The sequence below is a fragment of the Haloferax sp. Atlit-48N genome, assembly GCF_003383015.2.
GTDB lineage: Archaea > Halobacteriota > Halobacteria > Halobacteriales > Haloferacaceae > Haloferax > Haloferax volcanii.
Genome location: NZ_CP137693.1, coordinates 32,247 through 59,142, shown reverse-complemented (window position 1 = coordinate 59,142; position 26,896 = coordinate 32,247). Strand labels below are relative to the sequence as shown.

General features: G+C 65.9%; 18 protein-coding genes. 7 read left to right on the top strand and 11 right to left on the bottom strand.

From position 1 onward, the window contains the following. Window positions 1–277: 277 nt before the first annotated feature. Both DEQ67_RS18150 and gdhB read left to right on the top strand, forming a co-directional pair. Window positions 278–1,456 carry a M24 family metallopeptidase gene (locus tag DEQ67_RS18150; RefSeq protein WP_115803671.1) on the top strand — a complete coding sequence of 393 codons (1,179 nt, stop codon included), beginning with the start codon at window positions 278–280 and terminating at the stop codon, window positions 1,454–1,456. Between the two features lie 26 nt (window positions 1,457–1,482). Beyond that, window positions 1,483–2,790, top strand: a complete 1,308-nt coding sequence (gene gdhB / locus DEQ67_RS18145) for a glutamate dehydrogenase GdhB (protein ID WP_006600086.1) — start codon at window positions 1,483–1,485, stop codon at window positions 2,788–2,790. 57 nt (window positions 2,791–2,847) lie between these two features. Here gdhB and DEQ67_RS18140 read toward each other — a convergent pair whose 3' ends face one another. Together DEQ67_RS18140 and DEQ67_RS18135 are read right to left on the bottom strand one after the other, a co-directional pair. Further along, window positions 2,848–6,006 (bottom strand): FAD-binding and (Fe-S)-binding domain-containing protein, encoded by a 3,159-nt coding sequence (locus DEQ67_RS18140; RefSeq protein ID WP_115891542.1) that lies wholly within the window; start codon window positions 6,004–6,006, stop codon window positions 2,848–2,850. Window positions 6,007–6,012: 6 nt separating this feature from the next. Further along, on the bottom strand, window positions 6,013–6,981 hold the full coding sequence (locus DEQ67_RS18135; RefSeq protein WP_115891543.1) for a D-2-hydroxyacid dehydrogenase: 969 nt from the start codon (window positions 6,979–6,981) through the stop codon (window positions 6,013–6,015). A 129-nt stretch (window positions 6,982–7,110) separates the two neighbouring features. On the opposite strand from DEQ67_RS18135, the gene DEQ67_RS18130 reads away from it, so the two are divergent. Both DEQ67_RS18130 and DEQ67_RS18125 read left to right on the top strand, forming a co-directional pair. Further along, window positions 7,111–8,421 carry an amidohydrolase gene (locus DEQ67_RS18130; protein WP_115891544.1) on the top strand — a complete coding sequence of 437 codons (1,311 nt, stop codon included), beginning with the start codon at window positions 7,111–7,113 and terminating at the stop codon, window positions 8,419–8,421. Beyond that, the gene (locus tag DEQ67_RS18125; protein WP_115891545.1) at window positions 8,418–9,713 is read left to right on the top strand and encodes a threonine ammonia-lyase; all 1,296 of its coding nucleotides are present in this window, start codon (window positions 8,418–8,420) and stop codon (window positions 9,711–9,713) included. The genes DEQ67_RS18130 and DEQ67_RS18125 overlap by 4 nt, the downstream gene beginning before the upstream one ends. Before the next feature lie 74 nt (window positions 9,714–9,787). Here the strand turns inward: DEQ67_RS18125 and DEQ67_RS18120 are convergent, their stop codons facing one another. Continuing rightward, window positions 9,788–11,152, bottom strand: a complete 1,365-nt coding sequence (locus DEQ67_RS18120; protein WP_115803676.1) for an aminotransferase class III-fold pyridoxal phosphate-dependent enzyme — start codon at window positions 11,150–11,152, stop codon at window positions 9,788–9,790. A 181-nt stretch (window positions 11,153–11,333) separates the two neighbouring features. Next, a complete protein-coding gene (locus DEQ67_RS18115) occupies window positions 11,334–12,968 on the bottom strand; it encodes a BCCT family transporter (RefSeq protein ID WP_004061931.1) in 1,635 nt (544 codons plus the stop codon). Window positions 12,969–13,427: 459 nt separating this feature from the next. Between DEQ67_RS18115 and DEQ67_RS18110 the strand changes: the two genes are divergently transcribed. Further along, window positions 13,428–14,081, top strand: coding sequence for a hypothetical protein (locus tag DEQ67_RS18110; RefSeq protein ID WP_004041279.1), 654 nt, complete (start codon window positions 13,428–13,430; stop codon window positions 14,079–14,081). Window positions 14,082–14,156: 75 nt separating this feature from the next. On the opposite strand, the gene DEQ67_RS18105 is transcribed toward DEQ67_RS18110, so the two are convergent. Together DEQ67_RS18105 and DEQ67_RS18100 are read right to left on the bottom strand one after the other, a co-directional pair. Continuing rightward, window positions 14,157–14,543 (bottom strand): Rid family detoxifying hydrolase, encoded by a 387-nt coding sequence (locus tag DEQ67_RS18105; RefSeq protein WP_008097267.1) that lies wholly within the window; start codon window positions 14,541–14,543, stop codon window positions 14,157–14,159. A 15-nt stretch (window positions 14,544–14,558) separates the two neighbouring features. Next, a complete protein-coding gene (locus DEQ67_RS18100) occupies window positions 14,559–15,938 on the bottom strand; it encodes an aspartate aminotransferase family protein (protein WP_115861329.1) in 1,380 nt (459 codons plus the stop codon). A gap of 158 nt (window positions 15,939–16,096) precedes the next feature. On the opposite strand from DEQ67_RS18100, the gene DEQ67_RS18095 reads away from it, so the two are divergent. Further along, a complete protein-coding gene (locus DEQ67_RS18095; protein WP_115861327.1) occupies window positions 16,097–17,764 on the top strand; it encodes an aldehyde ferredoxin oxidoreductase family protein in 1,668 nt (555 codons plus the stop codon). Window positions 17,765–17,818: 54 nt separating this feature from the next. On the opposite strand, the gene DEQ67_RS18090 is transcribed toward DEQ67_RS18095, so the two are convergent. The 4 genes from DEQ67_RS18090 to DEQ67_RS18075 form a co-directional block, all read right to left on the bottom strand. Further along, entirely contained in the window at window positions 17,819–18,616 is a 798-nt protein-coding gene (locus DEQ67_RS18090; protein WP_115803679.1) for an IclR family transcriptional regulator, read from the bottom strand. Window positions 18,617–19,305: 689 nt separating this feature from the next. Then, window positions 19,306–20,109: an inositol monophosphatase family protein gene (locus DEQ67_RS18085; protein WP_115861325.1), complete on the bottom strand. Its 804-nt coding sequence runs from the start codon at window positions 20,107–20,109 to the stop codon at window positions 19,306–19,308. A gap of 1,238 nt (window positions 20,110–21,347) precedes the next feature. After that, window positions 21,348–22,583, bottom strand: a complete 1,236-nt coding sequence (locus DEQ67_RS18080) for an MFS transporter (RefSeq protein ID WP_223174111.1) — start codon at window positions 22,581–22,583, stop codon at window positions 21,348–21,350. A 1,071-nt stretch (window positions 22,584–23,654) separates the two neighbouring features. After that, window positions 23,655–24,419, bottom strand: a complete 765-nt coding sequence (locus DEQ67_RS18075; protein WP_115891547.1) for an SDR family oxidoreductase — start codon at window positions 24,417–24,419, stop codon at window positions 23,655–23,657. 1,107 nt (window positions 24,420–25,526) lie between these two features. Here DEQ67_RS18075 and DEQ67_RS18070 point away from each other — a divergent pair. Further along, window positions 25,527–26,138, top strand: a complete 612-nt coding sequence (locus DEQ67_RS18070; RefSeq protein ID WP_115803338.1) for a molybdenum cofactor guanylyltransferase — start codon at window positions 25,527–25,529, stop codon at window positions 26,136–26,138. Here DEQ67_RS18070 and yqeC read toward each other — a convergent pair. Beyond that, complete coding sequence (gene yqeC, locus DEQ67_RS18065) at window positions 26,135–26,866, bottom strand: selenium cofactor biosynthesis protein YqeC (RefSeq protein ID WP_115803339.1); 732 nt, start codon at window positions 26,864–26,866, stop codon at window positions 26,135–26,137. The genes DEQ67_RS18070 and yqeC overlap by 4 nt on opposite strands. Window positions 26,867–26,896: the final 30 nt, after the last annotated feature.

The window sequence follows — 26,896 nt, the reverse complement described above, 5'->3', positions numbered from 1 at the left end:
TGGTGGCAGTTAGAATTGTATCTGTGGAACACAATAGCTTGGTGAAATAATCTAGATTATCTATATAAGTCACATAGTTTAGATAATTCAAATTTCTGGAGGCTTAATATGGCTGTAATGAGATACGACCGGTACCTGTGGCCCTCTGCATCGGATATAGTCATGTGGATAATATACAATACTAACTGCCACCGCGGCGTTGACGTACACAGTATCCGTGACCGTGGTCCACAAAAAATTTTTACGGGCCCTATTCGATGGTTCGATAGAGGTTCCCATGCCAAGAGCCGTATTCGACAGCGCCGAGTACGACAGACGCATCGCCCGGACCAAAGAGCGGATGGCCGAGCGGGGACTGGACGCGCTCTTCGTGAGCGACCCCGCGAACATGAACTATCTCACCGGCTACGACGGCTGGTCGTTTTACGTCCATCAGGGCGTCGTGGTCACGCGGGACCGCGACGAACCCGTGTGGGTCGGCCGCGACATGGACGCCAACGGCGCGCGCGCGACGACCACGCTGAGCGAGGAGAGCATCCGGCCGTACAGCGACGACCACGTCCAGTCGCCGCACGACCTCCACCCGATGGACTTCGTCGCGGCCGTGCTGGAGGACCTCGGCGTCGACGACGCCCGCGTCGGCCTCGAAATGGACGCCTACTACTTCACCGCGAAGTCGTACACGCGCCTGCAAAAGAATCTCCCCGAGGCGAGCTTCGAGGACACGACGCTCCTCGTGAACCGCGTGCGCATCAAGAAGTCCGACGCCGAACTCGACTACATGCGCGAGGCCGCCCGCATCTCCGAGAACGCGATGCAGGCCGGCCTCGACGTCATCGAGGAGGGCGTCCCCGAGTACGAGGCCGCCGAGGCAATCTACTCGGCGCTCATCGAGGGGACCGACGACTACGGCGGCGACTACCCGTCTATCGTCCCGCTGATGCCCTCGGGGGACCACACCGGCACGCCGCACCTCACGTGGACCGACCGCGAATTCGAGGACGGCGACCCGGTCATCATCGAACTCTCGGGCTGTCGACACCGCTACCACTCGCCGCTCGCACGGACGACGTTCGTCGGCGACCCGCCCGAAGAGCTGTCCCGGCGGGCCGACATCGTCGTCGAGGGGATGGAAGCCGCCCTCGACGCGGTCGAACCCGGCGTGACCTGCGAGGCCGTCGAGAAGGCGTGGCGCGACACCATCGCCCAGTACGGCATCGAGAAGAAAGACCGCATCGGCTACTCGATGGGGCTGGGCTACCCCCCGGACTGGGGCGAACACACGGCGAGCCTCCGCCCCGGCGACGAGACCGTCCTCGAAGAGAACATGACGTTCCACACCATCCCCGGTCTCTGGTTCGACGACTTCGGCGTCGAACTCAGCGAGACGTTCGTCGTCACGTCCGACGGGGCGGAACCGCTGGCCGACTTCCCCCGCCGGCTATTCACAACTTAATTATGACTCCGGGTCACAGCCCTAATATGATGAACGAAGATGGCAAAAATCGAAACGGCGAGGCGGTCACCGACGGCGGCTCGGGGTCCGAACCCGAGACGGCGCTGGCGACCGCGCGACGGCAACTCGAACGCGCGGCGAGTCACGCCGACGTGGACGACGGCGTCGTCGCGCGCCTGAAGCACCCGACGCGAGTCCAGCAGGTGTCGGTCCCGCTCCGCCGCGACGACGGCTCGCTCGACGTGTTCACCGGCTTCCGCGCCCAGCACGACGACGTGCGCGGGCCGTACAAGGGCGGACTTCGCTACCACCCGGAAGTGACCGCCGACGAGTGCATCGGGCTCTCGATGTGGATGACCTGGAAGTGCGCCGTGATGGACCTGCCGTTCGGCGGCGGCAAGGGCGGCGTCGCGGTCGACCCGAAGACGCTCTCCGACGAGGAGCGCGAGCGACTCACGCGCCGCTTCGCCGAGGAGATTCGCAACGTCGTCGGGCCGAAGAAGGACGTTCCCGCGCCCGACATGGGAACCGGTCCGCAGGAGATGGCGTGGTTCATGGACGCCTACTCGATGCAGCAGGGCGAGACGACGCCCGGCGTCGTGACGGGCAAGCCGCCGGTCATTGGCGGGTCGTACGGCCGCGAGGAAGCCCCCGGTCGCTCCGTCGCCATCGTCACCCGCGAGGCCGTTGACTTCTACGACTGGGACATCGAAGACACGACCGTCGCGGTCCAAGGGTTCGGTTCGGTCGGCGCGAACGCCGCCCGCCTCCTCGACGAGTGGGGCGCGAAGGTGGTCGCCGTCTCCGACGTGGACGGAGCCATCTACGACCCCGACGGCCTCGACACGCAGGACGTCGAGGGCCACGACGAGCGCCCCGGCATGGTGTCGGGCTACGACGCCCCCGAGTCGCTTTCGAACGAGGAACTGCTCGAACTCGACGTGGACGTGCTCATCCCGGCGGCCATCGGGAACGTCATCACGACCGAGAACGTCGATGCCATCTCGGCGGAGATGGTCGTCGAGGGCGCGAACGGGCCGACGACGTTCGCGGCCGACGCCGTCCTCGAAGAGCGCGGCATCCCGGTCGTCCCCGACATCCTCGCCAACGCCGGCGGCGTCACCGTCTCGTACTTCGAGTGGCTCCAGGACATCAACCGCCGCCAGTGGTCGCTCGAACGCGTCCACGAGGAACTCGAATCGGAGATGCTCAAGGCGTGGAACGCGGTCCGCGAACACGTCGAAGAACGCGACCTGACGTGGCGCGACGCGGCCTACGTCGTCGCGCTCTCTCGCATCGGCGGCGCGAAGGAGACGCGGGGCCTCTGGCCCTGAGCGACTGCGCGTCGGGCGAAAGCTGACACGACTCGCGGTTCTTTTTCGGCGCGCGTCTCAGTCAGCGACCGCTTCGGAGACCTTCTCTATCGGGTGCGGCGGGTCGTCGGCCGCGCCGTCCATGTCCTCCAGTTGGGTCCGACACGACGCGCCGGGGGCGACGACGGTGTCGCCGCGGCTCCCGCTAATCTGGTCCGCGAGGATGCCGCCGATGGCCGTCGACAGCGAGTGGTGTTCGGCCTCGTAGCCGAAGCTCCCGGCCATGCCGCAACAGCCGGAATCGAGCGGGTCCACGTCGTAGCCGGCGCGCCGGAGGACACCGACAGCGTGGTGGTCCTTCCGCGTCGCCTTCTGGTGGCAGTGACCGTGGTACGTCAGCGTCTCGTCGGCCGCGCCCGCCGCCGCGTCGCAGTCGAGGCCCTCAACGAGGCGCTTCGCGTCGAGGTACTCCATGATGCCGTAGGTCTCGGCGGCGACGTGCTCGGCGTCCTCGCTCGAAAGCAGGTCGAGGTAGTCCGACTGGAGCATGACCGCGTCCGAGGGCTCGACGAGCACGACGCTCCAGCCGGATTCGACGCGGGGCGCGAGCGCGTCGACGTTCGTCTCGGCGCGCGCCCGCGACCGGTCGAGAAAGCCCTTCGAGTGGGCCGGGCGGCCGGTGGCGGTCACGTCGTCGGGAATCGAGACGTGGACGCCGGCGGCTTCGAGGACGCGGACCGCGGCCTTCCCCGCGTCGGGGTGGTTGTAGTTGGTGTAGCTGTCCGGGAACAGAAGCACCTTGTCGGTCGCCTCGGCCTCGGGGACGCGAGCGCCGCCCCGCGCTTCGAACCAGTCTTCCAGCGATTCGCGGTGGAATGTCGGGAGCGACCGCTCTCGGGCGATGCCGACGGTCTTCTCCATGACCGTCCGCGCGCCCGGCACCTTCGCCGCCCAGTTCGAAAGCGGAGCGAGTCGCGACCCCAGTTCGTTCAGCCGGTCCACCTCGGCAAACAGGTGGTCTCGGAGGCTCGCACCCTCGCGCTGGTGGTGGGCGTGTTCGACTTCGGCTTTGAGTTTCGCCATGTCGACTTCGCTCGGACAGTCGCGGGCACAGCCCTTACAGCCGACACAGAGGTCCAGCACCTCGCGCATGAACTCGGTGTCCGTCGCGTCGGCGTCGAGGTCGCCGCTCATCGCCTGTCTGAGCATGTTCGCCCGGCCGCGGGTCGACAATCCTTCCTCTTCCGTGGCGCGGTAGGTCGGACACATCACGCCGCCGGTGGTCGACTGGTCGCCCCGACAGCCGCCGCAGCCGTGGCAGAGTTCCGCCATCCCCTGAAAGCCGTTTTCGGTGTCCCACTCGAGTTCGGGGTCGAAGCCGGCGTCGAACTCGTAGTCGGGGGAAAAGCGGAGGTTCTCGGTCATCGACACGTCGCCGCAGACCTGCCCCGGGTTCAGGAGCCAGTCGGGATCGAACGCCGACTTGAGGTCGCGGAAGGCGTTCCAGAGGCGGTCGCCGTACAGCTTGCGGTTCCACTGGGTTCGCGCGCGGCCGTCGCCGTGTTCGCCCGACACCGACCCGCCGGCCTCGACGACGAAGTCAGTCACCTCGTCGGCGATGGTCTCGAACGAGTCGAGGCCGTCGAGCGTTTTCGTGTTGACGAGCGGGCGGACGTGCAGCACGCCCGGCCCCGCGTGGGCGTAGAAACTCGTGTTCGCGTCGTGGTCGTCGATGACCTCGCGGAAGCGCTCGACGTACCCCGGCAGTTCGTCGGCTGGCACGGCGCAGTCCTCGATGAACGAGATGTGCTTCTCGTCGGTCGTCCGCGAGAGCAGGATGGGCGCGGCGGCCTTGCGCATCTCCCAGAGCCCCGCGCGCGCCGCCTCGTCGTGGGCTTCCAGCGCGTCGAACGCGCGGGCGTCGTCAGCGACGCCGACGCCCGAAGACGGCGTCGCCTCCGGCGTCACCGAGGGCGCGCGAGCCGTCAGCAGGTCGGCAACTTTCCGCCGACCGTCCGCGTCGGAGTCGGCGTAGAACTCGACCAGCAGGGCCGCGCGGGTGCCGTCGGGGAGCGACGCGGCCACGTCGTGGAACTCGGCGGTGTCGAGCGCGAGGTCGATGAGCACGTCGTCGATGAGTTCGACCGCCGCGGGGTCGTGGTCGAGGATGGGGGCCACGTCGGCGGCGGCGTCGAACACGTCCTCGTAGGTGAGGAGCGCGACCGCCTTCGTCTCCGGGAGCGGTTCGAGCGAGACGGTCGCCTCGGTCACGACGGCGAGGGTGCCCTCGCTCCCGGCGAGCAGGCGCGCGAGGTTCACGGACCCCGCCTCGCAGTCAGGGTCGGTGCCGGTCCCGTCGGAAAGCGGGCGCTCCCCGCGCGCCTCGTCGACCAGCGCGTCGAGGTTGTACCCCGAGACGTTGCGCTTGAGGTCCGGGTAGCGGGCGTCTATCTCCTCGCGCTCCTCGTCGAGCACGCGGACGACCTCGGCGTAGATTCGGGGGAGAAGCGGACTCTCCGGACCGTCGGCACCCCACGCGTCGCTGTCGGGGTCGGCTTTCTCCCGGAGGTCGTCCACGCCCACCTCGCCGAACTGGTGGACGCTCCCGTCCGCGAGGACGACCTCGCACTCTTCGACGTAGTAGTCGGTCTTGCCGTACTTCAGCGAGTGCGCGCCGGTGGAGTTGTTGCCGATAGCGCCGCCGAGGACGCTTCGGTCGCCCGCGGCGGGGTCCGGGCCGAACGTGAGACCGTGGTCGGCCGCGGAGTTATTGAGCTCCGCGAGCGTAACCCCGGCCTGCGCGGTCGCCGTCGCCGCCTCGGAGTCCACCGATTCGACCTCGTCCATGTGCCGCGAGAGGTCGAGGACGACCGCCTCGTTGACGGCCTGCCCGGCGAGACTCGTGCCGCCGCCGCGCGGGAGGACGGGAATCTCGCGGTCGGCGCAGTACTCCACGACCGCCGCCACGTCGGCGGTCGAGGTCGGCATGACGACGCCGACGGGGAGCACTTCGTACGCCGACGCGTCGGTCGCGTACAGCTGTCGGGTGTACTCGTCGAACCGAACGTCGCCGTCGACGAGGCGGTCGAGGTCGGAGACGAGCGCCTCGCGGTCGGTGTCGCCGCCGGCGTAGTCGTAGCCGGCGCGCGGGTCGTCGCTTGGGTCGACACGCCGGTCGACCTGCGAGTCGGCCCGCCGGTCGCCGCGAGGGTCGTCGGGGCGTTCCTGCGTCGCCATCGGGAGTCAGTTCGACTCGGCGGCCAGCACTTGGTTCTCCAGCTCCGCGCCCTCGTCGAGCCGCCCGAGGTTGCCGGCGACGATGTCGGCGAGGCGGTCCCAGTGTTTCGGCGTGTGTCCGCCCGTGTGAGGCGTGATGAGGCAGTTCTCCAGCCCCCACAGCGGGTGGTCCGCGGGGAGCGGCTCGGGGTCGGTCACGTCGAGCGCGGCCCCGCGAATCTTGTTCGACCGGAGCGCCGACACGAGCGCGTCGGTGTCGACGATGCCGCCGCGGGCGGCGTTGACGAGCACCGCGTCGGTCGGCATCGTGGCGAACTCCGCGTCCCCGATGAGCCTGCGGGTCAGGTCGTTCAGCGGGCACGCGACCACGACGTAGTCGCTCCGGGAGAGCGCGTCGTGAATCGCGTCGGATTCGAAGCCGGCGACTTCGTCGGTCGGCCCGCCCTTCGACGGGGTGTAGCGGATGCCGACGGTCTCCACTTCGAAGCCCTGCAAGCGCTGGGCGACGGCCTGCCCGATGGAGCCGAGGCCGATAATCGTCACCGTGCTGTCGGTGAACTCGCCCGATTGGAAGTGCCGCCACTCGGCGCGCTCTTTGCGCCGCCAGCCCTCGTGGAGGCGGCGGGCGAACACGAGCATGTTGCCGATGGCCTGCTCGGCGATGCCCGGCGCGTGGATGCCGCCGGCGTTGGTGACGGCGACGCCGTGGTCCGTGAGCGCGTCCATCGGGACGTGGTCGGTGCCGGCGAACGTGCAGGCGAACAGTTCGAGGCGGTCGGCGCGGTCCAGCAGGTCCTCGTCTATCGTGATGCCCGTGACGACGCGGGCGTCGGCGACGAGTTCGCGTTCCTGTTTCGGCGTCCGGGCGAGCGTCACGGTCCGGTCCGGGAGGCGCTCGCGGAGCGCGTCGGCGTACGATTCCATCGAAAGGCCCTCGGTCCCCTCGCGGAGGACGACGATGTCTGTCTCGGTCATGATATCGGTCGCGCGCGTCGCGGGCGCGGTTGCTACATCGATTGGGTGACGCTCCCTTAGTCTTTTTGTGTAGCCGGTGTCCACGGATACCGTTTATGCTTAAGTGGGTGGCGGGTGGTACGTGTACGCATGGCTGACGCCGTTCGAGCGCGATTAGCGGAGCTTCGCAGAGACCTCCACCGCCACCCCGAACCGGGTTGGTGCGAGTTCCGGACGACCGCGCGGCTCGTCGAGGAACTCCGCGCCATCGGCGTGGACGAACTCGCCGTCGGCGCGGACGCCTACGACCCCGCAGACCGGATGGCCGTCCCGAGCGACGACCGGCTCGACGAGTGGTACGAGCGGGCGCTCGACCGCGGGACCGACCCGGAGCTTCTCGAACCCCTCCGCGGCGGGACGACCGGCTGTGTCGCCGTCCTCGACCGCGGCGAGGGACCGACGGTTGGCCTCCGGGTCGACATCGACGGCCTGTTCATCGAGGAGTCGGCCGACGCGGGCCACGACCCCGCCGCCGAGGGCTTCCGCTCGGAGACGGGCGAGACGATGCACGCCTGCGGCCACGACACCCACATGACGTGGGGGCTGGCGACGCTCGAAGCCGTCAAGGAGAGCGACTTTTCGGGTCGCCTCGTCGTGTTCTTCCAGCCGGCAGAGGAGGTTTCGGGGGGCGGCGCGCCCATGGCGAAAAGCGAGTACGCCGCCGGCATCGACTACTTCTTCGCGGTCCACGTCGGCCTCGACCACCCGACGGGCGAAGTCGTCGCCGGCATCGAGAAACCGCTCGCCATGTGCCACATCGACGCGGAAATCGAGGGGACGACCGCCCACGCCGGAAAAGCGCCGGAGGCCGGCGCGAACGCCATCCACGCGCTCGGAACGGCCATCGAGAGCGTCTACGGCATCCCGCGACACTCCGACGGGATGACTCGCGTCAACGTCGGTCGGGTCGAAGGCGGCACCGCCAGCAACGTCATCGCCGACGAGGTCGAAGCCGTCGCCGAGGCGCGCGGCGAGACGACCGAACTCATGGAGTACGCGAAGTCCGAACTCCGCCGGCGGTTCGAGAAGGCCGCCGAACTGCACGGCTGCGAGGCGACGGTCGACGTGGTCAGCGAGAGTCCCCGGGCCGACAGCGACCCCGAACTCGTGGAGGCTGTGGCCGACGCGGCCGAGACCGTCGAGGGCGTCGACCGCGTCGTCCAGACCGCTGACTTCGGCGCGAGCGAGGACGCGACGTTCCTCATGGAGCGCGTCCAGCGCGACGGCGGCCTCGCCTGTTACTCTATCGTCGGGACCGACCATCCGACGAGCCACCACACCGCGACGTTCGACGTGGACGAACGAAGCCTCGAAACCGGCGTCGACGTGCTCACGCGGTCGATTCTGTCGGTCTCGGGGGTCGAGTCGGCACCGACAGTTGGGGCGGGAGCGAACCGATGAGCGACGGGCGCGTCACCGGCGAGTCGGCACCGCCGGCGTCCGAAATCGTCACCGCCGACGACGTGGCGGACGCCCACGAGCGCCTCGACGGCGTGGTCCACCGGACGCCGCTCGATAGCTCGCGGACGATAGCCGACCGCTGCGGGGCCGAGCGGGTCGACCTCAAACTGGAGAACGTCCAGCGGACGGGGTCGTTCAAGATTCGCGGCGCGTACAACGCGATGGCGCAACTCCCCGAATCGGTGCGCGAGCGGGGCGTCGTCGCCTCCAGCGCCGGCAACCACGCGCAGGGTGTCGCGCTCGCGGGCGACCTATTGGACATCGACACGACCATCGTCGTCCCCGAAATCACGCCGGCGGTGAAAATCGACGCGACCCGCGGTTACGGCGCGGACGTCGTCGTCGAAGGAGAACTGTATGAGGAGTCGTACGAACACGCCCTGCGACTCGCAGAGGACGAGGGACTGGAGTTCGTCCACCCCTTCGACGACGCGGCCGTCATCGCCGGGCAGGGAACCGTCGGGCGGGAAATCGCGGTCGACGCGCCCGGCGTGGACGCGGTTCTCGTCTCCATCGGCGGCGGCGGGCTCATCTCGGGCATCGCCACCGCGATGCAGGCGCGGGACCCCGAGGTGCGAGTTATCGGCGTCCAACCCGAGGGCGCGGCCCACGCCAAGCCCTCGCTGGAGGCCGACGAGATTCGCATGCTCTCGGCGGTCGATACCGTCGCCGAGGGCATCGCCGACGCGCGACTGTTAGAGCGGACCTTCGCGGTCGTCCGCGACCGCGTCGACGACGTGGTCTCGGTCGACGACACGGACCTCGCGGTCGCCACGACGGTCCTCGCGGAGCGGGCGAAGACGGTCACCGAACCGGCCGGCGCGGCCCCGGTCGCCGCGCTGCTCTCCGGCGCGGTCGACGTCGAGGACGAGCGCGTCGCGGCCGTCGTCTCCGGCGGCAACGTCGGCCTCTCCGAACACGCCGAACTGACTCGCGTCGGGATGCAGGCGCTCGGGCGCGCCGTCGAAGCCCGCCTCGAACTCGACGGCTGGCCGGCGACGCTGGGCGACCTCTCCGAGGCAGTCGCTGCCTCGGGGGCCGAACTCGACAGCGTCGAGCGCGCCGCCCGAACCGCGTCCGACGCGCCGAATCGGGTTCCGGTCGAGGTCCGACTCGACGGGAGCGGCCCGGACCACCTCGCGGACGCCCTCGACTCGCTTTCGGCGCTTGACGGAGTCGAAGTCGCTTCGCACTCGCTGGACGAGCGCGGCGAGTCTACTGAGTCATCCTGACGCGTCCGGAAAAACGGGGGTGGCCCCTCTCGGGCCTGCATCTTTTCTGTGCTGTTCGCTGGCGACGCCGACCCTCACGCGACCGCTTCGGTCGCCACGGCGTCCATCGCCTCGCAGAAGATGCCCACGCCCAGCTCGATTTCGCGCTCGGTGGAGTCGAGCGGGGGCAGGAGGCGAATCGTCTTCTTCCCGCAGCCGAGGGTGAGCAGGCCGCGGTCGAGCGCCGCCTCGACGACGGCGTCGCGGCGCTTCTTGGTGTCGAACTCGACGGCGAGCATCAGACCCTTGCCGCGCACGTCGACCACGTGGTCGGGCGCGTCGTCGGCGAGGAGTTCCCTCGCCTGCCGGCCGCGCTCGGTCGCGTTGTCGAGCAGGTCGTACTCCTCGATGGCGTCGAGGGTGAGCGCGCCCTGCATCGACGCGAGCAGGTCGCCGCCGCCGAACGTCGACCCGAGGCGGTTCTTCTCGGTCGGGAACACGTCGGACCGCGAGACGGTCGCGCCGACGCGGAGTCCCTTCGCGCTGGCGATGACGTCGGGTTCGATGGGGTAGTGGTCGGCGGCCCACATCTCGCCGGTGCGGCCGACGCCGGACTGAATCTCGTCCACGACGAGCGGGATGTCGTAGGTGTCGCAGACGGCGCCCACCTCGGCCATGAACGCCTCGCTCGGGAAGCGGTAGCCGCCGACGCCCTGAATCGGTTCGAGAATCGCGAAGGCGACCTCGTCGGGGTTGACGTGGCCGCCCTCCGGCGACAGGGAGTTCCGCAACCGCGAGCCGTCGCCCGCGAAGAAGCCGCAGTCGCAGGCGTCGTCGCCCCCCGAACAGCCCGAATCCGCGCAGAACGGCACCGTCTCGATGCCCGCGACCTGCGGATAGTGGCGGGTGTAGACCTCCTTCGACTTCGTGAGCGAGAGCGTCCCGAGCGTCCGGCCGTGGAAACTCCCCTCGAAGGCGTAGCCGTACTTCGCGGGGGCCTCGTGGTCGTGCGTTATCTTCATCGCGTTCTCGACGGCCTCGGCCCCGGAGTTCGACAGGAACACCGTGTCCATCCCGTAGTGAGAGGACACGTCGGTGAGCTTGTCCATCAGGTGGCTCGCCCCGGGGAACTCGGCCGTCTCGGGGTCCGGACCGGCTCCGAAGTACATGTCCTGCCCGGCGATTTTCATCGGCTCGACGAGGTCGAACTCCCGGAGTTTCGACAGCACCTTCTCGTTGTTGTAGCCGAGCGGGGCGGCCCCGATGTGACAGGTGAAGTCCAAGAGGACGTTGTCGTCCACGTCGGTGACGAACGGGCCGTCGGCCTCGGCGGTCACGTCCCAGACGAACTCGTGGGAGTACTCGCTGGGCGCGGCGTGTTCGTGGTGGAACTCGACCCACTTCTCGGCGTTGGGTCCGGGCAGCGCTGCTGCGTCCGGCTCTGCGGTATCCCGATTCATACACAGGATTTGTTAATGGCATACATTAAAACTTGGTATCTCAGGGACGACCGTGTTGGTCTATTCGCGTCGGTCGCGTCGGCCGTATCGACCGCGCCGGCGGCGCTCGCGATGGGAACCGAGCGCAGAGAACGGAGACGGACGGCGACGGGGACGGAACTGCGGTCGGCTGGACTCGGCGTCAGTCGTCGTCGTGGCTGGAGACGTTCACGGCCGGCGCTTGCCCGCCGGTCGACTCCGACTTCCCCCAGAGGCGCGTCTCGTCTTGGAGGAGGAGGCTGCCGTAGTCCTGTTGGAAGGTTCGGATGAGTCCGAGCGTCGCTATCACGCAGATAATCGCGAACGGCGCGCCCGTGATAATCGCCGCGGACTGCAAGGCGTTCACGCCGCCGACGACCATCAGGATGGACGCGACCGCGCCCTGGAGGACGGCCCAGAAGATGCGGTTGAGCGCGGACGGCTCTTCTTTCCCGCCGGTGGTCATCATCGACACCGCGAGCGTCGAGGAGTCGGCCGAGGTGACGAAGAACGTCGTCACGAGCACGAGGAACGCGAACAGGAGGAGCGGCCCGGCGATGGGGAGATTGCCGAAGAGGACGTACCCCGAGACCGCCTCGCCGTACTCCGAGACCGGACCGAGGACGTTCGCCGCGCCCGTGTGCTGCATGATGACGCCCGCGCCGCCGACGATGGCGAACCACGGGACCGTCGCGAGCGAGGTCGCGCCGATGCCGGCGAACGCGACTTCGCGGACGCTCCGACCGCGCGAGATGCGGGCGATGAACAGCCCCGCGAAGGGCGACCACGCGAGCGGCCAAAGCCAGTAGAAGACGGTCCACGCGTTGACCCACTTACTGGCGCTGGTCGCGGTGGCCTGCGTGAACAGGCTCATCTGGAAGAAATCACCGACGAAGCCGCCGGTCGCCTGCGTACCGAGTTCGAGGATGCGGAAGGTCGGCCCGAATATCAGCGTCGCGAGCATCAATAGGCCGAACACGACCATGTTGAAGTTCGAGAGCCGGCGAATCCCCTTGTCGACGCCTAACACCAACGAGATGGTGAAGATGACCACCATGCCCGTGATGACGAGGATGGTCCCCACGTCACCGAGCTGGATACCCCACTGGAAGTTCAGGCCGGTGATGAACTGGCTCCCGATGAAGCCAAGCGAGGTGGCGACGCCGCCGAGGGTCGCGAACACGGCGAGGATGTCGACGACTTTCCCGATTGCGCCGTCGACGTTGTCCGCGCCGAGAATCGGCGTCAGCACCGCCGACACGCGGAGCGGCGCGTCGTAGTTGTAGACGAAGTAGCCGATGGCGAGGCCCATCACGGTGAAACACGACCACTGGGTCAGACTCCAGTGGAAGATGGAGTACTGGACCGCAAGCGGCATCGCCGCCGAGGACTGGGCCTCGGCCCCGTACAGCGGCGGGACCGTCGAGTAGTGGAACAGCGCCTCCGCGGGGCCCCAGAAGACGATGCCCGCCGCGAGGCCGGCGGAGTACATCATCGCGAAGTACGAGAGGAAGCCGTACTCGGGGTCCTCGTCACCGAGCTTCAGGTTCCCCCACGGCCCGAAGATGACGAAGCCCAAGAACAGGACGAACCCGAGCATCGCTATCAGGAAGAACCAGTTGAACGTCGCGAGAATCCACCGGCGAATCCCGAGGACGAACTCGTAGGAGCCCTCGGGGTTGAGGCTGAACGCGCCGACGAAAAGCAGCGTTATCGCCGCGCCGAACGCGAATATCACCGGCTCGATTTCGTCGAGGAACTCGCTGACCGCGCCGTTGGAGGAACTCACCGCCGACACCCCCCGTGAGTGACCGCGCCTCTCGACTCCGTGCGCACGGAGCCGTCACCTCCCGACTGACTGGTCGAGGCCCGCGCCCCGAACTGTGCGCCACGATGACCGTTGCACCCGTGTGCTGTAATGTGGTCTGTCATGCTATCGCTCCGACGGACACCATGCTACCTGGTGTCTTACGTCACGACAAGTGCAAACATTACCATAAAATTTGTGGTTATCGGTGACGCCGAGAACGGAATCCGTTTACAAACGGTCGAAAAATCGGTGGTCGGTTCGATTTCGGTTGGTCGTCGCGCCGTGGCCGGGCGCTTCGCTCCGAACGGTGCCGCCTCGTTCGCGCGCTCCCGGCGTTCTCACACGAATTGTAGACAGAATCCGAGGAATCCCGGGTTTCCGGCCCGTATCTGCCGAATTTCCGGTTCGTTCGTAACGCTTAATCGAATTCGTACACGCGTTCTGTATATGGCAAACGACGCCGACGGAACGGACGGCACCGACGACCTCGCCTACGCCGCCGACCGCGGCCGCGGCATCCTCACGCCGAGCGACCGCGAGTTCCTGCTCGGCCGGAAGACCGACTACACCGACCACTCGAAAAAACAGAAGCGAAACCGGATTCGACGACGCCTCCGCAACGCCATCCTCGATTTCACCATCCTGTTCGAGTCGCTCGAAGACCGCGACCGCGAGACGGTGTTCAACCCCGACGCCGCCGACCGCGAGGCGTACACGCGGGGCATCACCGACATGCTCGCCTTCCTCCACCTCGGGACGATGGGCTACTACACCCCGTTCAAGGACATGCTCGCCGAGGGCGTCAACAAGGCCGAACAGGAACTGGCCGGCTCCGACTACCGGATGGTCACGGTCGATTTCAACGTCGAACCGGTCGGCCAAATCGACGTCGACGCCGTCATCGACAAGCTCGAACGCGGCGCGTTCGACCAGCTCACAGACGAGGAGTTACAGGCGTTCGTCAGGCTCCTCGCGGAGTCCGACGACTTCTCTGCGACCGACCTGCGCGCCGACATGAAAGCGCAGATGTCCGAGTTCGTCGAGCGAATCGACGCCGCGAACGAGCGGCGCGACCGCCGAGTCGACGACCTGAACGACTGACCGGCGGGTCGCCGGTCCCCGGAACCTCGGCTGTCGCGCGGGTGCGTCCCCGCGCCCCGTCCCCGCATCCGCGACCTATCCGAGATACGCTATCGCGTCCATCTCGACTCGCACGTCGCCGGGGAGTCGCGCCACCTCGACGCAGACGCGGGCCGGCGGCACCTCGTCGAACCGCGCGCCGTACGCCTCGTTCACCCGTTCGTAGTCGTCGAGGTCGGTGACGTACACCGTCAGTTTCACCGCGTCGTCGAGGCCGTCGCCGCCGGCCTCGGAGACGACGGCCGCGATGTTGTCGAGCACGCGGTCGGTCTGTGCTTCGATGTCGCCGTCGACCTCCTCGCCCGTCTCGGGGTCAACCGGGCCGTAGCCCGAGACGTAGAGCGTGTCGCCGGCGACGACGCCCTGCGAGTAGGGGTTGTCGGTGCGCGGGGCGTCGTCCGTGATGACTCGTTCCGGTGGCATCGGTGGTGAGGGTGGTTAGACTCGTTGCGTTTCGGCCGTGACCGACTCGATGCCGTCGGTGATGACGTCGAGCGCCGTCTCCGCGAGGTCGCGGGTGAGCACGAGCGGCGGGAGCAGCCGCAGGATGTTGCCGTGCCGGCCGGCCTTCCACACCAGCACGCCGCGCTCGAAGCAGTACTGCTGGAGCGCGTCGGCCGCGTCGCCGTCGGGGTTGCCCTCGGCGTCGACGAACTCCGCGCCGATGAACAGGCCCTTCCCGCGAACGTCCACGATTCGGGGGTTGTCCTCCGCGACCTCCGAGAGCCGGCCGCGGATGTACTGGCCGAGGTCGCGGGCGTGCGCGAGGAGGTCGTGTTCCTGGATGTACTCGATGGCGCGGGTGCCGGCGCGCATCCCGACGACGTGGCCGCGGTAGGTTCCCGCGTGGTCGCCCGACCCCCACGTGTCGAGGTCCTCGTGGTAGATGGTCGCCGACAGCGGGAAGCCGGTCCCGCCGAGCGCCTTCGCCGAGGTCATCACGTCCGGCGTGACGCCGTACCACTCGCTGGCCCACCACTTGCCGGAGCGACCGAGGCCGCTCTGAATCTCGTCGAACACGAGCGGCACGCCGTTGTCGTCGGCGATGTCGCGGAGACCCTTCAGGAAGCCCTTCGGCGGGGTGACGACGCCGCCCTCTCCCTGAATCGGCTCGACAAAGATGCCCGCCGGGTTGGCGAGGCCGCCGTAGGGGTCCTCGAAGATGGCCTTGACCTCTTCGAGACAGTGGTCCACCGCCTCCTGCGGGCCCTTGCCCATCTCGACCGTGTTCGGGTAGGGCGCGTGGACCACGTCGGGCAGCAGCGGCGCGTAGTCGCCTTTGAACTTCTTGTTGCCGGTGAGGCTCATCGCGCCGCTCGTCGCGCCGTGGTACGCGCCGCGGAAGGCGACGAGACCGGTCCCCTCGGTGTTGTACTTGGCGAGTTTAATCGAGGCCTCGATGGCGTCGCTCCCCGTCGGACCGCCGAAGACGACGCGGTTGTTCCCGCGCAGCCCCTCGGGCGCGATTTCGTCCAGCTTCTCGATGAGGTCGAGTCGGGCCTCGGTCGGGAAGTCGACGGTGTGGACGAACTTGTCCGTCTGCTCGTGGACCGCGTCGAGGACGTACGGGTTCGAGTGGCCGACGTTCAGCACGCCGATACCGGCGAACATGTCGATGAAGGTGTTGCCGTCGGCGTCGCGCACCGTCGCGCCCTTCCCGCTGTCGAACGCGATGGGGATGTCTTCGGGGTACGAGACGGCGCTGCTGTCGATTCGCTGTTGCTTTTCGAGGAGTCGCGTCGACTTCGGCCCCGGAACGTCGTCCACGCTCGGCGCGTCGTCGAAGTGCAACTCGTGAATCGGCGGACCTGCGACCATGCCTCAACCCATGCAGAACAGTCATAAATAATTTGTCCACGATTCCTATTGATAACGTACACAGTATCCGGTTTCGAAGTCGACCTCCCGCGGTGATTTGGTTAGCGACACAACAGTAACCACAATGGATTTGTGCGAGGCAACTCCTTCTTTTTCCAATGTTACACGCAAAAGGTCCGCTTCTCACGGTCGACCTGGGGGACGAGACGAGTCGGACGGAAGACATCGACGGGATTCTCGAATCCTACGTCGGCGGGCGCGGGGTCGCCACTCGACTCGCCCACGAGCGCGTTCCCTTCGACGTGGACCCGTTCAGCCCGGACAACCGGGTGTACTTCAGCACCGGCCCGATGCAGGCGTCGACCATGAGCTTCACCGGCCGCACGAACTGCACCAGCGTCTCGCCTTTGACCGGCGGCCTCTGCTCGTCGAACGCCGGCGGGTTCGTCTCGCGGAACTTCGCTGACGCGGGCTACTCGGCGGTCGAACTCGCGGGCGCGAGCGACGAACTGGTCGTCCTCCACGTCACAGACGAGGGCGTCGAGTTCGAGGCCGTCCCGGACCTCGCCGGCGCGACGGTCCCCGAGACGGTCGCGTACCTCGACGACGAACACGACATCGAAGCCGACCGGACGATGGTCGTCGGCCCCGCCGGCGAGAACCTCGTGCGCTTCGCCTCCATCATGACGAGCGAGGAGCGCGCGTTCGGCCGCGGCGGCCTCGGCGCGGTCCTCGGGTCGAAGAACGTGAAGGCGCTCACCTTCGGCGGCGATGCCGCGCCCGACATCGAGATTCCGGCGTCGCAGATGGAGATTCACCGCGACGCCGCCACCGACGACCACATCATGAAGCGTCAAGGGACGGTCGCCGTGCTGGACCTCGCAAACGAGATGGACGGTCTCCCGTCGTACTACTTCTCCGAGCGCCACTTCGAGGGCGCGGAGGGCATCAACGGCGACGCCATCGAGCAGAAGAAGTACAAGAAGGGAACCTGCTCGGCCTGCGCGTTCGCGTGCAAGCTCCCCACGAGAGACGAGGCGGCGGGCGTCGAGACCGAGGGGCCCGAGTTCGAAGTCACCATGGCGTTCGGGTCGAACTCCGGCGTCGACGACATCGTGGAAGTGATGAAGTCGAACGAGCTGTGCGACCGCTACGGACTCGACGCCATCTCGGCCGGCAACACCGTCGCGGCCTACCTCGCCAGCGAAGACGAGTTCGGCAACACCGACCTCATCCACGACCTCGTGGAGAAAATCGCGCTCCGGGAGGGCGTCGGCGACGACCTCGCCGAGGGCATCGCCCGCGTGCACGACGACCTCGGCGTGGAGAACTGGACGGTCAAGGGGATGGACTTCGCCGCCCACGAGGGCCGCGTCCTCCACGGACAGGGGCTGTCGTACGCCGTCGCCAACCGCGGCGCGGACCACATGTACGCGGTGTTCTACTCGCAGGAGTACCCGCTGGTCGGCAAGGACGACGCCTACCCGCCGGAGGGGTTCGAGGGCAAACCCAAGCGCCTCATCGAGAAGGAAAACCAGATGGCGCTCAACGACAGCGGCATCGTCTGCAAGTTCTCGCGGGACTTCATGACGCCCGAACGCTACGAGATGCTGTTCGGTGCCGACTTCGAGGACCTGCTGGCCGTCGGCGACCGAATCGTCACGCTCGAACGGCACTTCAACAACCAGCGCGGCTTCGACCGCGGCGACGACACGCTCCCGTACGCCGACGAGCTAGACGGGTTCGAGGCGGCGCTCGACGCGTACTACGAGCGTCGCGGCTGGACCGACGACGGCGTCGTCCCGTCCGGAAACGTCCCGGCGTAACGCGTCTGCGTTCCCCTTCGCCCGACGGCTTCACCGACCCTCTCGCCCTCGTTTTCACTCTTCGTTCGGCTCGTTCGCTTGGGTCTGATACAGCTCCGCGACGCCCTGTTCGAACCGCTCGGCGGCGCGTTCGAGCAGTTCGACCTGCGTCGCCCGCGTCTCCTCGTCGATGACGTAGGCGGGACCGCTCAGATTCAGCGACCCGTACACCTCGCCGCGCGGCGACTTCACGGCTTTGCCGATGGCCCAAAACCCCTCGACCGCCTCGCCGCTGTTTTCGGCGTAGCCCTGCTCGCGGACGGTCGCCAACTCCGCGAACAGTTCGTCTTCGGTCGTGATGGAGTCGCCCGTCGCCGCCGGGAGTCCCCAGCGGTCGATGATTTCCCGCACTCGCGTCTCCGGGTACTCGGCGATAATCGCCTTGCCCGAACACGTCGTGTGGACGTGAAACGGGCTGCCGTCGATGAGAAAGCGCGGCGTGTTGGCGAATTCGAGGTCGCCGTACAGCGAGACGATGCGACCGTGTTCTTCGACCGCGAAGTCCGCGTCCATCGACGACTCGCTGTCGAGCCACGAGACGGTCTCTTGGGCGACGCGGTAGTAGTCCTTTCGCGTCCTGACGTAGTCTCCGAGGTGGCAGAACTTCGCCCCGAGGTGGTACTCGTTGTCGACGTTCACGACGTAGCCGTACTCCGCGAGCGTCTTGAGGTGAGCGTGGACGGTGCTCTTCGCGAGGTCGGTCGCCTCGACCAGTTCGCCCATCGTGGCCCCCTCCAGTTCGAGGATGTGGTCGACGAGCGCCAAGGAGGCGGCTGTCGTCTTGAGCACGCCGGACGGGTCGTGTCTATTCATGGAGGGGAATCTACGGTCTGGGCTTAAAGATGTACCTCCGTCACGACTACTGTCGCCCCCACGACGGCCGCGACACCGGCGCTGCACGCTCGCGTACTCGTGACACTCCCCGACTGGTCGGCGCTCCGAGCGTTCCGCGGAGTCGAACGTTTATGTGCTCGCGCTTTGATTGTCAATAGTTAACATGGTTCTCTATGATTATTACGACCTGTTCGAGTCGGAATCATCGTGGCCGCTGCGGGGTGACCGGCTCGTTCATATATACGTATTCGGGAGTTAGGAACGCCGAGTCTTCCGAGACGCGTGAGAGTCGGTTTCACGGGCGACTGAGCGGCTGAGACGACCGCTCTCGGCTCGGTTTTCGGACGCGTGAACGTTTAAGTAGGTCCGTCGGCGGGTGAACAACCCGGCTCGTTTGCCGTCTCATCCGTCGGCGCGCTGCGGCCGCGCCGTCCGTCCGAGGTCGGTCCCCTGTGCGGCTTCCCGCGCTCAGAACTATATTTGAGTTGATATATCTTCCCGGTCGCTTGACGGTTCCCCGTCGTCGTCGGTCTCTCGTCCGCATCTCCATTACAGGCGTAACCGTGTAATTCAGTCGGTCGGGGCTCAGGGTCGAGGTCGCGGTCACGCCCACGTCACCACGGACTCGGTTTGGATCGGCGCGATGCCGCGTGATGCCGTTTGCGCCGTTATCGGGTCTCCTCGAACGCCGCCTGCGCCGCTTCGAGCACCTCGTCGTGTGCGTGCCCGTTGGACGCGACGAGACCGGGCTGTCCCGGTCCCCAGGCGTTCCCGTGGATGTCGGTCACCGTTCCGCCCGCCCGCTCGACGAGGTAGACCCCCGCGACCGTGTCCCACGCGTTCGGGTGTTCGTCGAATCCGATGACCGCGTCTATCGACCCGTCGGCGAGTCGCGACAGCGTCAGCTGCGTCGTCCCGAGCTTTCGCATCTCACCGAACGTCCCGAAGATATCGCCCGAGAGCCGTTCGATTCCCGGCCGGTCGCCCACCTGATACCGGAGCGTCGAGGAGACGAGAAAGGCGCTGGTGTTCGATTCGTCGCTGACCGTCATGGGTTGGCCGTTCCGCTCGACGCGCGCCGCCGTCGCGACGTAGGTGTCTCCCGTCTCGGGCGAGACGTTCACCGCCGCAATCGGCGTCTGGTCCTCGACGACGGCGACGCTCGTCACCCACTCGCGGGCCCCCCGCGTGTAGTTCTGCGTCCCGTCTATCGGGTCGATAATCCACGCGTAGCCCGACTCGGGGACGGTCTTCAGTTCGTCGTCCTCCTCGCCGACGACCGCGTCGTCGGGGAACCGCTCTCGAATCGCCGCGATGACGCGCCGTTGTGTCTCGCGGTCGACCTCGGTCACGAGGTCGATTGCGTCGCCTTTCTGTTCGATGTCCAGTTCGGTTCTGAAACGCGCCGACGCGTGGTCGGCTCCCACTTCCGCGGCGTCGATTGCGACTGCTTCGCGCGGGTCTGCATCCATGCCCGAACATCTCCCCACGGCGAAAAAAAGCCTCGGACAGCGGACAGCGCTTCTGTCTCTCCCTCGTCGGTGACCGCCGAGCCACCGGGTCCGTCTCGGCTCCCGCGTCGCTCGCCGTCGCACCGACGCGTCACGGAGTATTGTTCGAATAGCGATTCACTATCGCGGCCAGATGTTGGCGGTTGAGCGCGGATTCCGCGTGCAGGTGATAATTGACCTCACTGCCGGCAGCCGTCGTCAGCGAGGCCGGAATCCTCTTGGCTCACTGGCCGTCTCATGCTGGCCCGTTAGCGCATTGTGTCGGCAGATTATCTACCTCCCCGAGCGTTGAGTTGGGCGAGCGTTCCGACTCTCATCGACCAGTTCGATGAAAGCGTCTCGGGCGACTGACGCGGTCGGTCCGGCACGTCGTCGCCGGTCACCGACCGTATCCGTTCTCGAACTCGGTATTGTAGGATAAGTACATCTTCACCGTGTCGTCGGCCGCGTCGCCGCAGGTACTCGTCGGCCGAACGCGTTTTTCTCACGGTTCCGTTCTTCACCGTCGAATTATCCCATCTGATACACCCCGTCGAAAGCGAAGCCGACGGAGAGAGTACAGTCGACGAACCCCTCGTCGACTCATCATAGTGTCTTGCTTATCAAGGACAATATTAGTTGGGTTAAACTCGTCTTCGACGGCCAATCGATTCGACGGCAAGAGACGACGCTGGCCGGTTCATCTTTCCGACTCTCGGAGACACGCGGTCTTCAGCGAACACGAACTCCGACAGTTGCAGACCCATTCGGCTGCATGCGTCGATTACTCCCCGTTTTTCGAGCTGATCGTATCGATAGAATCCTGTCGAGCGCAGTTTCACGCCCGAAAACCACGAGCGGAGCGTCTCCACCGTTCGCGGACTGACAGCTACGCGGCCGACCAATAGAATTCAATCTTATTTACAATACTATCCCCGAATAGCTAACGATGCAGCCCAGCCGTAATGTCCGCGGCGGCGAGTTTTCTCTGTTGCATTCCGGCAGACCGCTACGAACCGCTCTCGCCTCTCCGCGGGCGGTCCGCCTTCGACGTCGCTGTGCGGACACCGTCCAACGAGGGAGCGGGCCGACCGACCCGCTGTCGGGCCGGGTCGGGTCGGGACGGGTCCAAGCGGGTCGGTCCCGTCGCGGCCGCGCCAACTGCGCTCAGCTATCGCCCGACCGGGAGCAATCCGCGCCCGCTCGTCGCTCTCGTGCGACTAATCGTCCGAGCCGGCCGGCGTCGCTTCGGTCAGCGAAGACTGGTTGCGCACGGCAACCGCGCCGAAGACGCCGGCAAGCACGAGCCCGACCGCGCCGAGCACGAGGAAGGTTCGGCCGGTTCCGAACATCTCGATGAGCGGCGCGACGGCTATCGGGGAGATAAACATCCCGAGGAACTGCGTCGTCGTCACGCCGCTGAGCGCCCGCCCGCGATACTGCTCGTCGACCCGCGCGGACACCCAGTAGTTCGTCGTCGGGAGGAGCAGGCCGAGTCCCGTTCCCGCGATGACGATTCCGACGACGATAGCCCAGTAGTTGGTGGTCAGGCTCGTGACGGTGAACCCGACGCCCGTCGCGACGAAGACGCCGACCAGAATCACGACCGGGTCGAACCGCTCGCGGATTCGGTCGAAGTTCATCGTGACGAGCCCCGAGATAATCATCATCGCCGCGAGCGCGACCCCGGTCATCAGTCCGCCGACGGATGTCACCGTCCGCAGATAGAAGGGAATCTCGACGTTAATCTGATTGTAGCCGATCATCCCCGCAAACATGATCAGATAGAGGGCCGCGAGGAACGCGAGCGGGAGCGTCGACAGGATTTCTCGGAGCTCCGTCCACGTTGGAATCGACCCCGCCTGCTGTTTATCTCCTCGGTCCGGTTCGTCGATATACCGGACTACCGCCGGGAGCACGAGCAGGGCGACGAGATACGTGAGGAACGCAGTCCGCCAGTTGAGGTCAGCGATGACCCCGCCGGCGATCACCGCGACTGCTGCACCGAACGGCATGATGGCCCCCTGCCAGCCCAGCACCTTCTCCCGGCGCTTGCCCGAGTAGTAGTCAGCGATCAACGTCGTACTGCTCACCATGATGCCGGCGACGGCGATGCCGAGCAGGACTCGCGTCCCGAGAATTACGTAGAGCGAATCGGCGACGTACGCCAGTGATGGCCCGACTCCGTACAGCGCCAGCGACCCGACCAACACCGCTTTCCGACCGTATCGGTCGACTATCACGCCGATTATCGGGGCGAAGATAGCGATGATTAGCCCAGTCAGCGTGCTGACGAGCTGCGCCAAAGTCCCCGCGTTCGGAACCGACGGGAACGCGCTTTCGATTGCCGGCAACACGGGATTGACGATTGCGCCCGAGAGCGCAACCAAGGTCGTCGCAAACAGTAACGTTGCGACCTTGAGTGGAGAGTCAGATTCGGACACTGAGCTACTCATTGGACCCTCCATATCGGCGGGACGCATCTCGATACCGAGACGGGGTGAAACGCCACTCGATACTACCGACTGTGGATGTGTTTTCGAATATCATGGTCTGGTCCGTTCTGCGCCGTGTGCTACCTGACCTCTTTACCGAGTTCGGATTCTGGATAATAAATACTTCCGAATCCGGTTAGCGTTTCGCTCCTCTCAGGCGTCACGAACGAACGTGCCTGGCGGGGTGCCTCCGGACCCCCGTTTGGGCGACGCTCCCGAAGACGACCGTCTCGGTCGGTGCGAACCGGCCATCGGCGGCGCGTTTTTCCGCGTTGGTTCCGCCTCGAGCGTCGTGGCCCGGCGTTCCCACCGATTCGAAAAACCTGTACGACCTCCGTTCCGGTCCGGTCGCTCGCGTTGCGGAGGTCGACGGCGACCTCGAAGCCGTCACCGGTCTCGCGCTCGGACACGGTCACGTCGCCGTACTCGATGGTCGCATACGACAGGCCGTGACCGAACGGGAACAGCGGCTCCGTGTCGTGTCGGTCGACCGCCCAGCGCGGCGGTGACGACACCGACCAACGAATGTCCCACACCTGCGTTCGTGGCCGGTTAGTAATACTCTCCTTACTCTCGATTCACGCCGACTCAACGTCCGATAGACGACTCACGGGCGGTGTCCTACGCCGATTCGAGATGATTCGCTCTCGCCCGCGAAACAGCTTCCCCGAGTCGTTCCGACCAATAAATTACAGACTTATCCGTGTAATCTTTCTTGGTTGAAGTCGCAGAATCCATGTCGGTTGTCATTGCCAGTAATGCTATCATTACCCTTCGGCGCGTGACCGCCCGGTATCCGTTTTAGTAACAGTATTCTTCGTCGGACGGCTCCTACGACGCTCACGCACGCGGCGGCTCAGTATCCCGAGCGTGCCGTCCGAACGTCGCCTTCGGACCGAACGACGACTCTACACGCACCCGATAACATGGTTCGGACCGTCGCGTCTCGTCGCGCCGTCACCGCGGTATCGAAACGTCACCGCGGTATCGAGACGCCGAACGAGAGGTGAGGTGTTGGTCGTTCGACGCGGCTCAGGGCTGGACCTGATCGAGGGGGCGGATGAGGACTTCGTTGATGTCGACGCGCTCCGGTTGCGTGACGACGAACGTAATCGTCCGCGCGATGTCTTCGGGCGCGAGCGCGTCCATCGTGCCGACGTAGTCCTTGACGTTCTTTTGGACTTCCTCGTCGGGGATGTGGTCGAGCAGTTCCGTGTCGACCGCGCCGGGTTCGATTGACGAGACGTGGATGCCCGCTTCGGCGACGTCGAGTCGCAGCGAGTCGCTGAACATCTTGACGCCCGCTTTCGCGGCGTTGTAGTGCGAGCTGTTCGCCTGGAGGAACCGGCCGACGACCGACGAGAGGTTGACGATGTGGCCGCTTTCCTGTTCCATCATCGTCGGGACGACCGCGTGGGTGAGCGTGATGAGACCGGTAAGGTTCACGTCGATGGTCGTCTGGAGCGTCTCGCGGTCCGCCTCGCCGATGTGTGCAAGCGGCATGAGGCCGGCGTTGTTGACGAGAATGTCGATGCGACCGTACTCGTCGAGCGTCGCCTCGACGAGGGCGTCGATGTCGTCGTCGACGGTGACGTCCGTCGGGACGACGAGGGCGTCGCCGCCGTCGTCTTCGATAGTTGCGGCGAGTTCTTCGAGTTCGCCTTCGCGGCGGGCGGCGACGACGACGCTGGCCCCGCGAGAGGCGAGGGATTTGGCCGTCGCGCTGCCGATACCCGACGACGCGCCGGTGACGATTGCGACCTTTCCGTCCAGTTCCGAACCGAATTTTTCTGACATCAATTGTTAGTAGTCTCTTTACTGACTTCCCGGTTATGCTATCTACAATGGGTGTTTAAGTACTGCTGTCTCCGAGCGGTGCTCGCCAGCGGAGCGAAGTACTGAACCGATACGTCGCTGCACAGCGACCGTCGGGTGAGCTCAGTGCGCTAATCGAATCCTCGATTCGACGGTCTGGCGGTCGTTACTCCGTTTTCTCCATCAGTAACGCCCGGTCGAGCCACCACCGGGGAACAACGCGAAAACGACAGTTCCGTCGAACCGTGTTCCGACCGACTCTCCAAATTTAATATAGCGATATACAATTCATTTAGTCTGTACGCGCTTCCATCAGTTGTTTACTAAAACTCATTGTCCATAGCAGACAACGACACTCGTATTCTTCTCAAATACATTTCACCACCGCTGATTGTCTCGAAAATCGTGTATTCAGTTTCGGATTGGTCGGCAGAGGGCCGCTTTGGGTGCTTCGACTCCAGGGTACGAGCCGCATGAACACCCGCGGATGAGAGATGGACTGAGGTCGATGAACTTTCCCGGTACACCGCCAGAGTGCTGCAACTCACTGTCGAAACGTGACGCAGCAGATTATTCTAACTGGACCGGTTCGGCCCTCACGACTGTGGTGACTCGGTGCTGACGGGGGGTTTGTCTCGTACTGCAAACCGACAGTCGTCAATTTCATAAACTGTATGGCGCAATATCTATTGCTTCGTCTCCGGCTGACGAACCGGCGTGATAGCACGAGCGGCGACTGAGTAGTGAAGAACGTCGTACGAGGGGTCAACACACCTCTACTGCGGCAGCGAGCATCGAGTGCACAATTACGATTCAGCAGTTATCACCGCCAGTCAGTTCCAATTCCCGTTATCTTTAAATACATTGAAACTCTGAATAACACGGCTAGCTGTGTAATGTGTGCGTTTTCACCGACTCTCACGTCCCGAAATCGAAGCCTTGACCCTCAAAAGCGTCGACCTCCCGAAATTCGAGCGACGGTAGACCGAAGATACCGCGCGGTGCGATAGTCGAGCCGACGCGAAACGATGACGGACTATACGACTCGTAGCACAACTGCTTTGCGCGACGAACGTGAACACTGCCGGTATGCGAACTGGTGTCATTATTGCCGGCGGATACTCGACGCGATTCGGTGAGGAGGACAAAGCAGTCGCATCCCTCCTTGGAACACCTCTCATCCGCCGCGTCGCCGACCGAATGGCCGGCGTCGTCGACGCTCTCGTCGTCAACTGCCGACCGGAGCAGACGGCTGCGCTCCGAGCCGCGCTCGACGGCTACGACCACCCGATAACGATTGCGGAAGATTCGGAGCGCGACGAGGGCCCGATGGCGGGAATTATGACGGGTCTGCGGGCCGTCGAGACGGAGTACGCGTTCGTCGCCGCCTGCGACATGCCCTTTCTCGAACCCGCGCTCATCGACAGATTGTTCGAGCGGGCGGCCGGCCACGACGCCGCCGTGCCGCGGGTCGGTGACGGCTGGTTCCAGCCGACGCACGCGGTGTACCGGGCCTCGTCGATGGCCGACGCTTGCGAAGCCGCGCTGGCCGAGGGGAGTCACAAAATCATCGACCCGCTGTTCACGCTCGACTACGTCGTCCTCGAAGAGAGCGAAGTGCGCGAGTACGCGAGTCTCGACACCTTCGAGAACATCAACACCCCCGACGAGCTCGCTCACGCGGCGGAACAGTTGCGCTAGCGCTCCACGACGGCCACGACGGGTTCGGACGCCGTCAACTGCGTCAGTACGACGTGTGGAACGTTCGACCGAGCGAGGATGTCCGATGCAATCTCCCGTGCGACAGCTTCGAGGGTCGCATCGTCGACCTTGTTCAGCACGGGCACGACTGTCGCACCGTCGGGAACGTCCGCGCGGCCGCCGCGCCCGCTGATGAGCACGGTTGCGATATCCGACGGACGAATCGTATCACCGACTTCGAGGTCGGTGAGGGCGGCGACCCGTTCCGGTCGGTGGACGCAGTCTTCGGTGAGCGGTTCACCGACGGCGTGGACGCTCGCGATGGGGAGGACGGTGTCGGCGGTCGCCGGGAGTTGTGGTTCGCGGTCGCCCGGGGCCTTGAACTCGCGCATCCGCGCGCCGTCGGCCTTCACCAGCACCGCGTCGGCGACGCCCGACTCCCCGATGGCGTCGACCACGTCGGGGTCGTAGCCGCGGTAGCGGTCGTCGCGGTCACGGTCGGGGACGACACCCATCGGCCAGTCGGTCGCCTTTTCGAGCGCGGCGACCGGCCTGTCGGTTACGACCACGTCGGCGACGTGCTGGTCGAAGATGGGGATGCGGACCGTCGCCGTCACGACGGCGCGGCCGAGCCGACGCGCCAGCGCGTACAGCGTGGACTTTTTCCCGCCCGCGCCGACGACGCAGACCACGCCGCGTCGAGCGCAGAGCGCATCAGCGAGCGTCATGTTCGTTCTCCGGGGTGCGCGCGGTTCGTC

What these genes read in the sequence shown, in the direction of transcription:
- DEQ67_RS18075 (WP_115891547.1), bottom strand. Translation starts at nt 24,419, where the DNA reads ATGTCAGAAAAATTCGGTTCGGAACTGGACGGAAAGGTCGCAATCGTC.
- DEQ67_RS18110 (WP_004041279.1), top strand. Translation starts at nt 13,428, where the DNA reads ATGGCAAACGACGCCGACGGAACGGACGGCACCGACGACCTCGCCTAC.
- DEQ67_RS18120 (WP_115803676.1), bottom strand. Translation starts at nt 11,152, where the DNA reads ATGAATCGGGATACCGCAGAGCCGGACGCAGCAGCGCTGCCCGGACCC.
- DEQ67_RS18090 (WP_115803679.1), bottom strand. Translation starts at nt 18,616, where the DNA reads ATGAATAGACACGACCCGTCCGGCGTGCTCAAGACGACAGCCGCCTCC.
- DEQ67_RS18105 (WP_008097267.1), bottom strand. Translation starts at nt 14,543, where the DNA reads ATGCCACCGGAACGAGTCATCACGGACGACGCCCCGCGCACCGACAAC.
- DEQ67_RS18130 (WP_115891544.1), top strand. Translation starts at nt 7,111, where the DNA reads ATGGCTGACGCCGTTCGAGCGCGATTAGCGGAGCTTCGCAGAGACCTC.
- gdhB (WP_006600086.1), top strand. Translation starts at nt 1,483, where the DNA reads ATGATGAACGAAGATGGCAAAAATCGAAACGGCGAGGCGGTCACCGAC.
- DEQ67_RS18125 (WP_115891545.1), top strand. Translation starts at nt 8,418, where the DNA reads ATGAGCGACGGGCGCGTCACCGGCGAGTCGGCACCGCCGGCGTCCGAA.
- DEQ67_RS18140 (WP_115891542.1), bottom strand. Translation starts at nt 6,006, where the DNA reads ATGGCGACGCAGGAACGCCCCGACGACCCTCGCGGCGACCGGCGGGCC.
- DEQ67_RS18100 (WP_115861329.1), bottom strand. Translation starts at nt 15,938, where the DNA reads ATGGTCGCAGGTCCGCCGATTCACGAGTTGCACTTCGACGACGCGCCG.
- DEQ67_RS18085 (WP_115861325.1), bottom strand. Translation starts at nt 20,109, where the DNA reads ATGGATGCAGACCCGCGCGAAGCAGTCGCAATCGACGCCGCGGAAGTG.
- DEQ67_RS18150 (WP_115803671.1), top strand. Translation starts at nt 278, where the DNA reads ATGCCAAGAGCCGTATTCGACAGCGCCGAGTACGACAGACGCATCGCC.
- DEQ67_RS18080 (WP_223174111.1), bottom strand. Translation starts at nt 22,583, where the DNA reads ATGAGTAGCTCAGTGTCCGAATCTGACTCTCCACTCAAGGTCGCAACG.
- DEQ67_RS18095 (WP_115861327.1), top strand. Translation starts at nt 16,097, where the DNA reads ATGTTACACGCAAAAGGTCCGCTTCTCACGGTCGACCTGGGGGACGAG.
- DEQ67_RS18135 (WP_115891543.1), bottom strand. Translation starts at nt 6,981, where the DNA reads ATGACCGAGACAGACATCGTCGTCCTCCGCGAGGGGACCGAGGGCCTT.
- DEQ67_RS18070 (WP_115803338.1), top strand. Translation starts at nt 25,527, where the DNA reads ATGCGAACTGGTGTCATTATTGCCGGCGGATACTCGACGCGATTCGGT.
- yqeC (WP_115803339.1), bottom strand. Translation starts at nt 26,866, where the DNA reads ATGACGCTCGCTGATGCGCTCTGCGCTCGACGCGGCGTGGTCTGCGTC.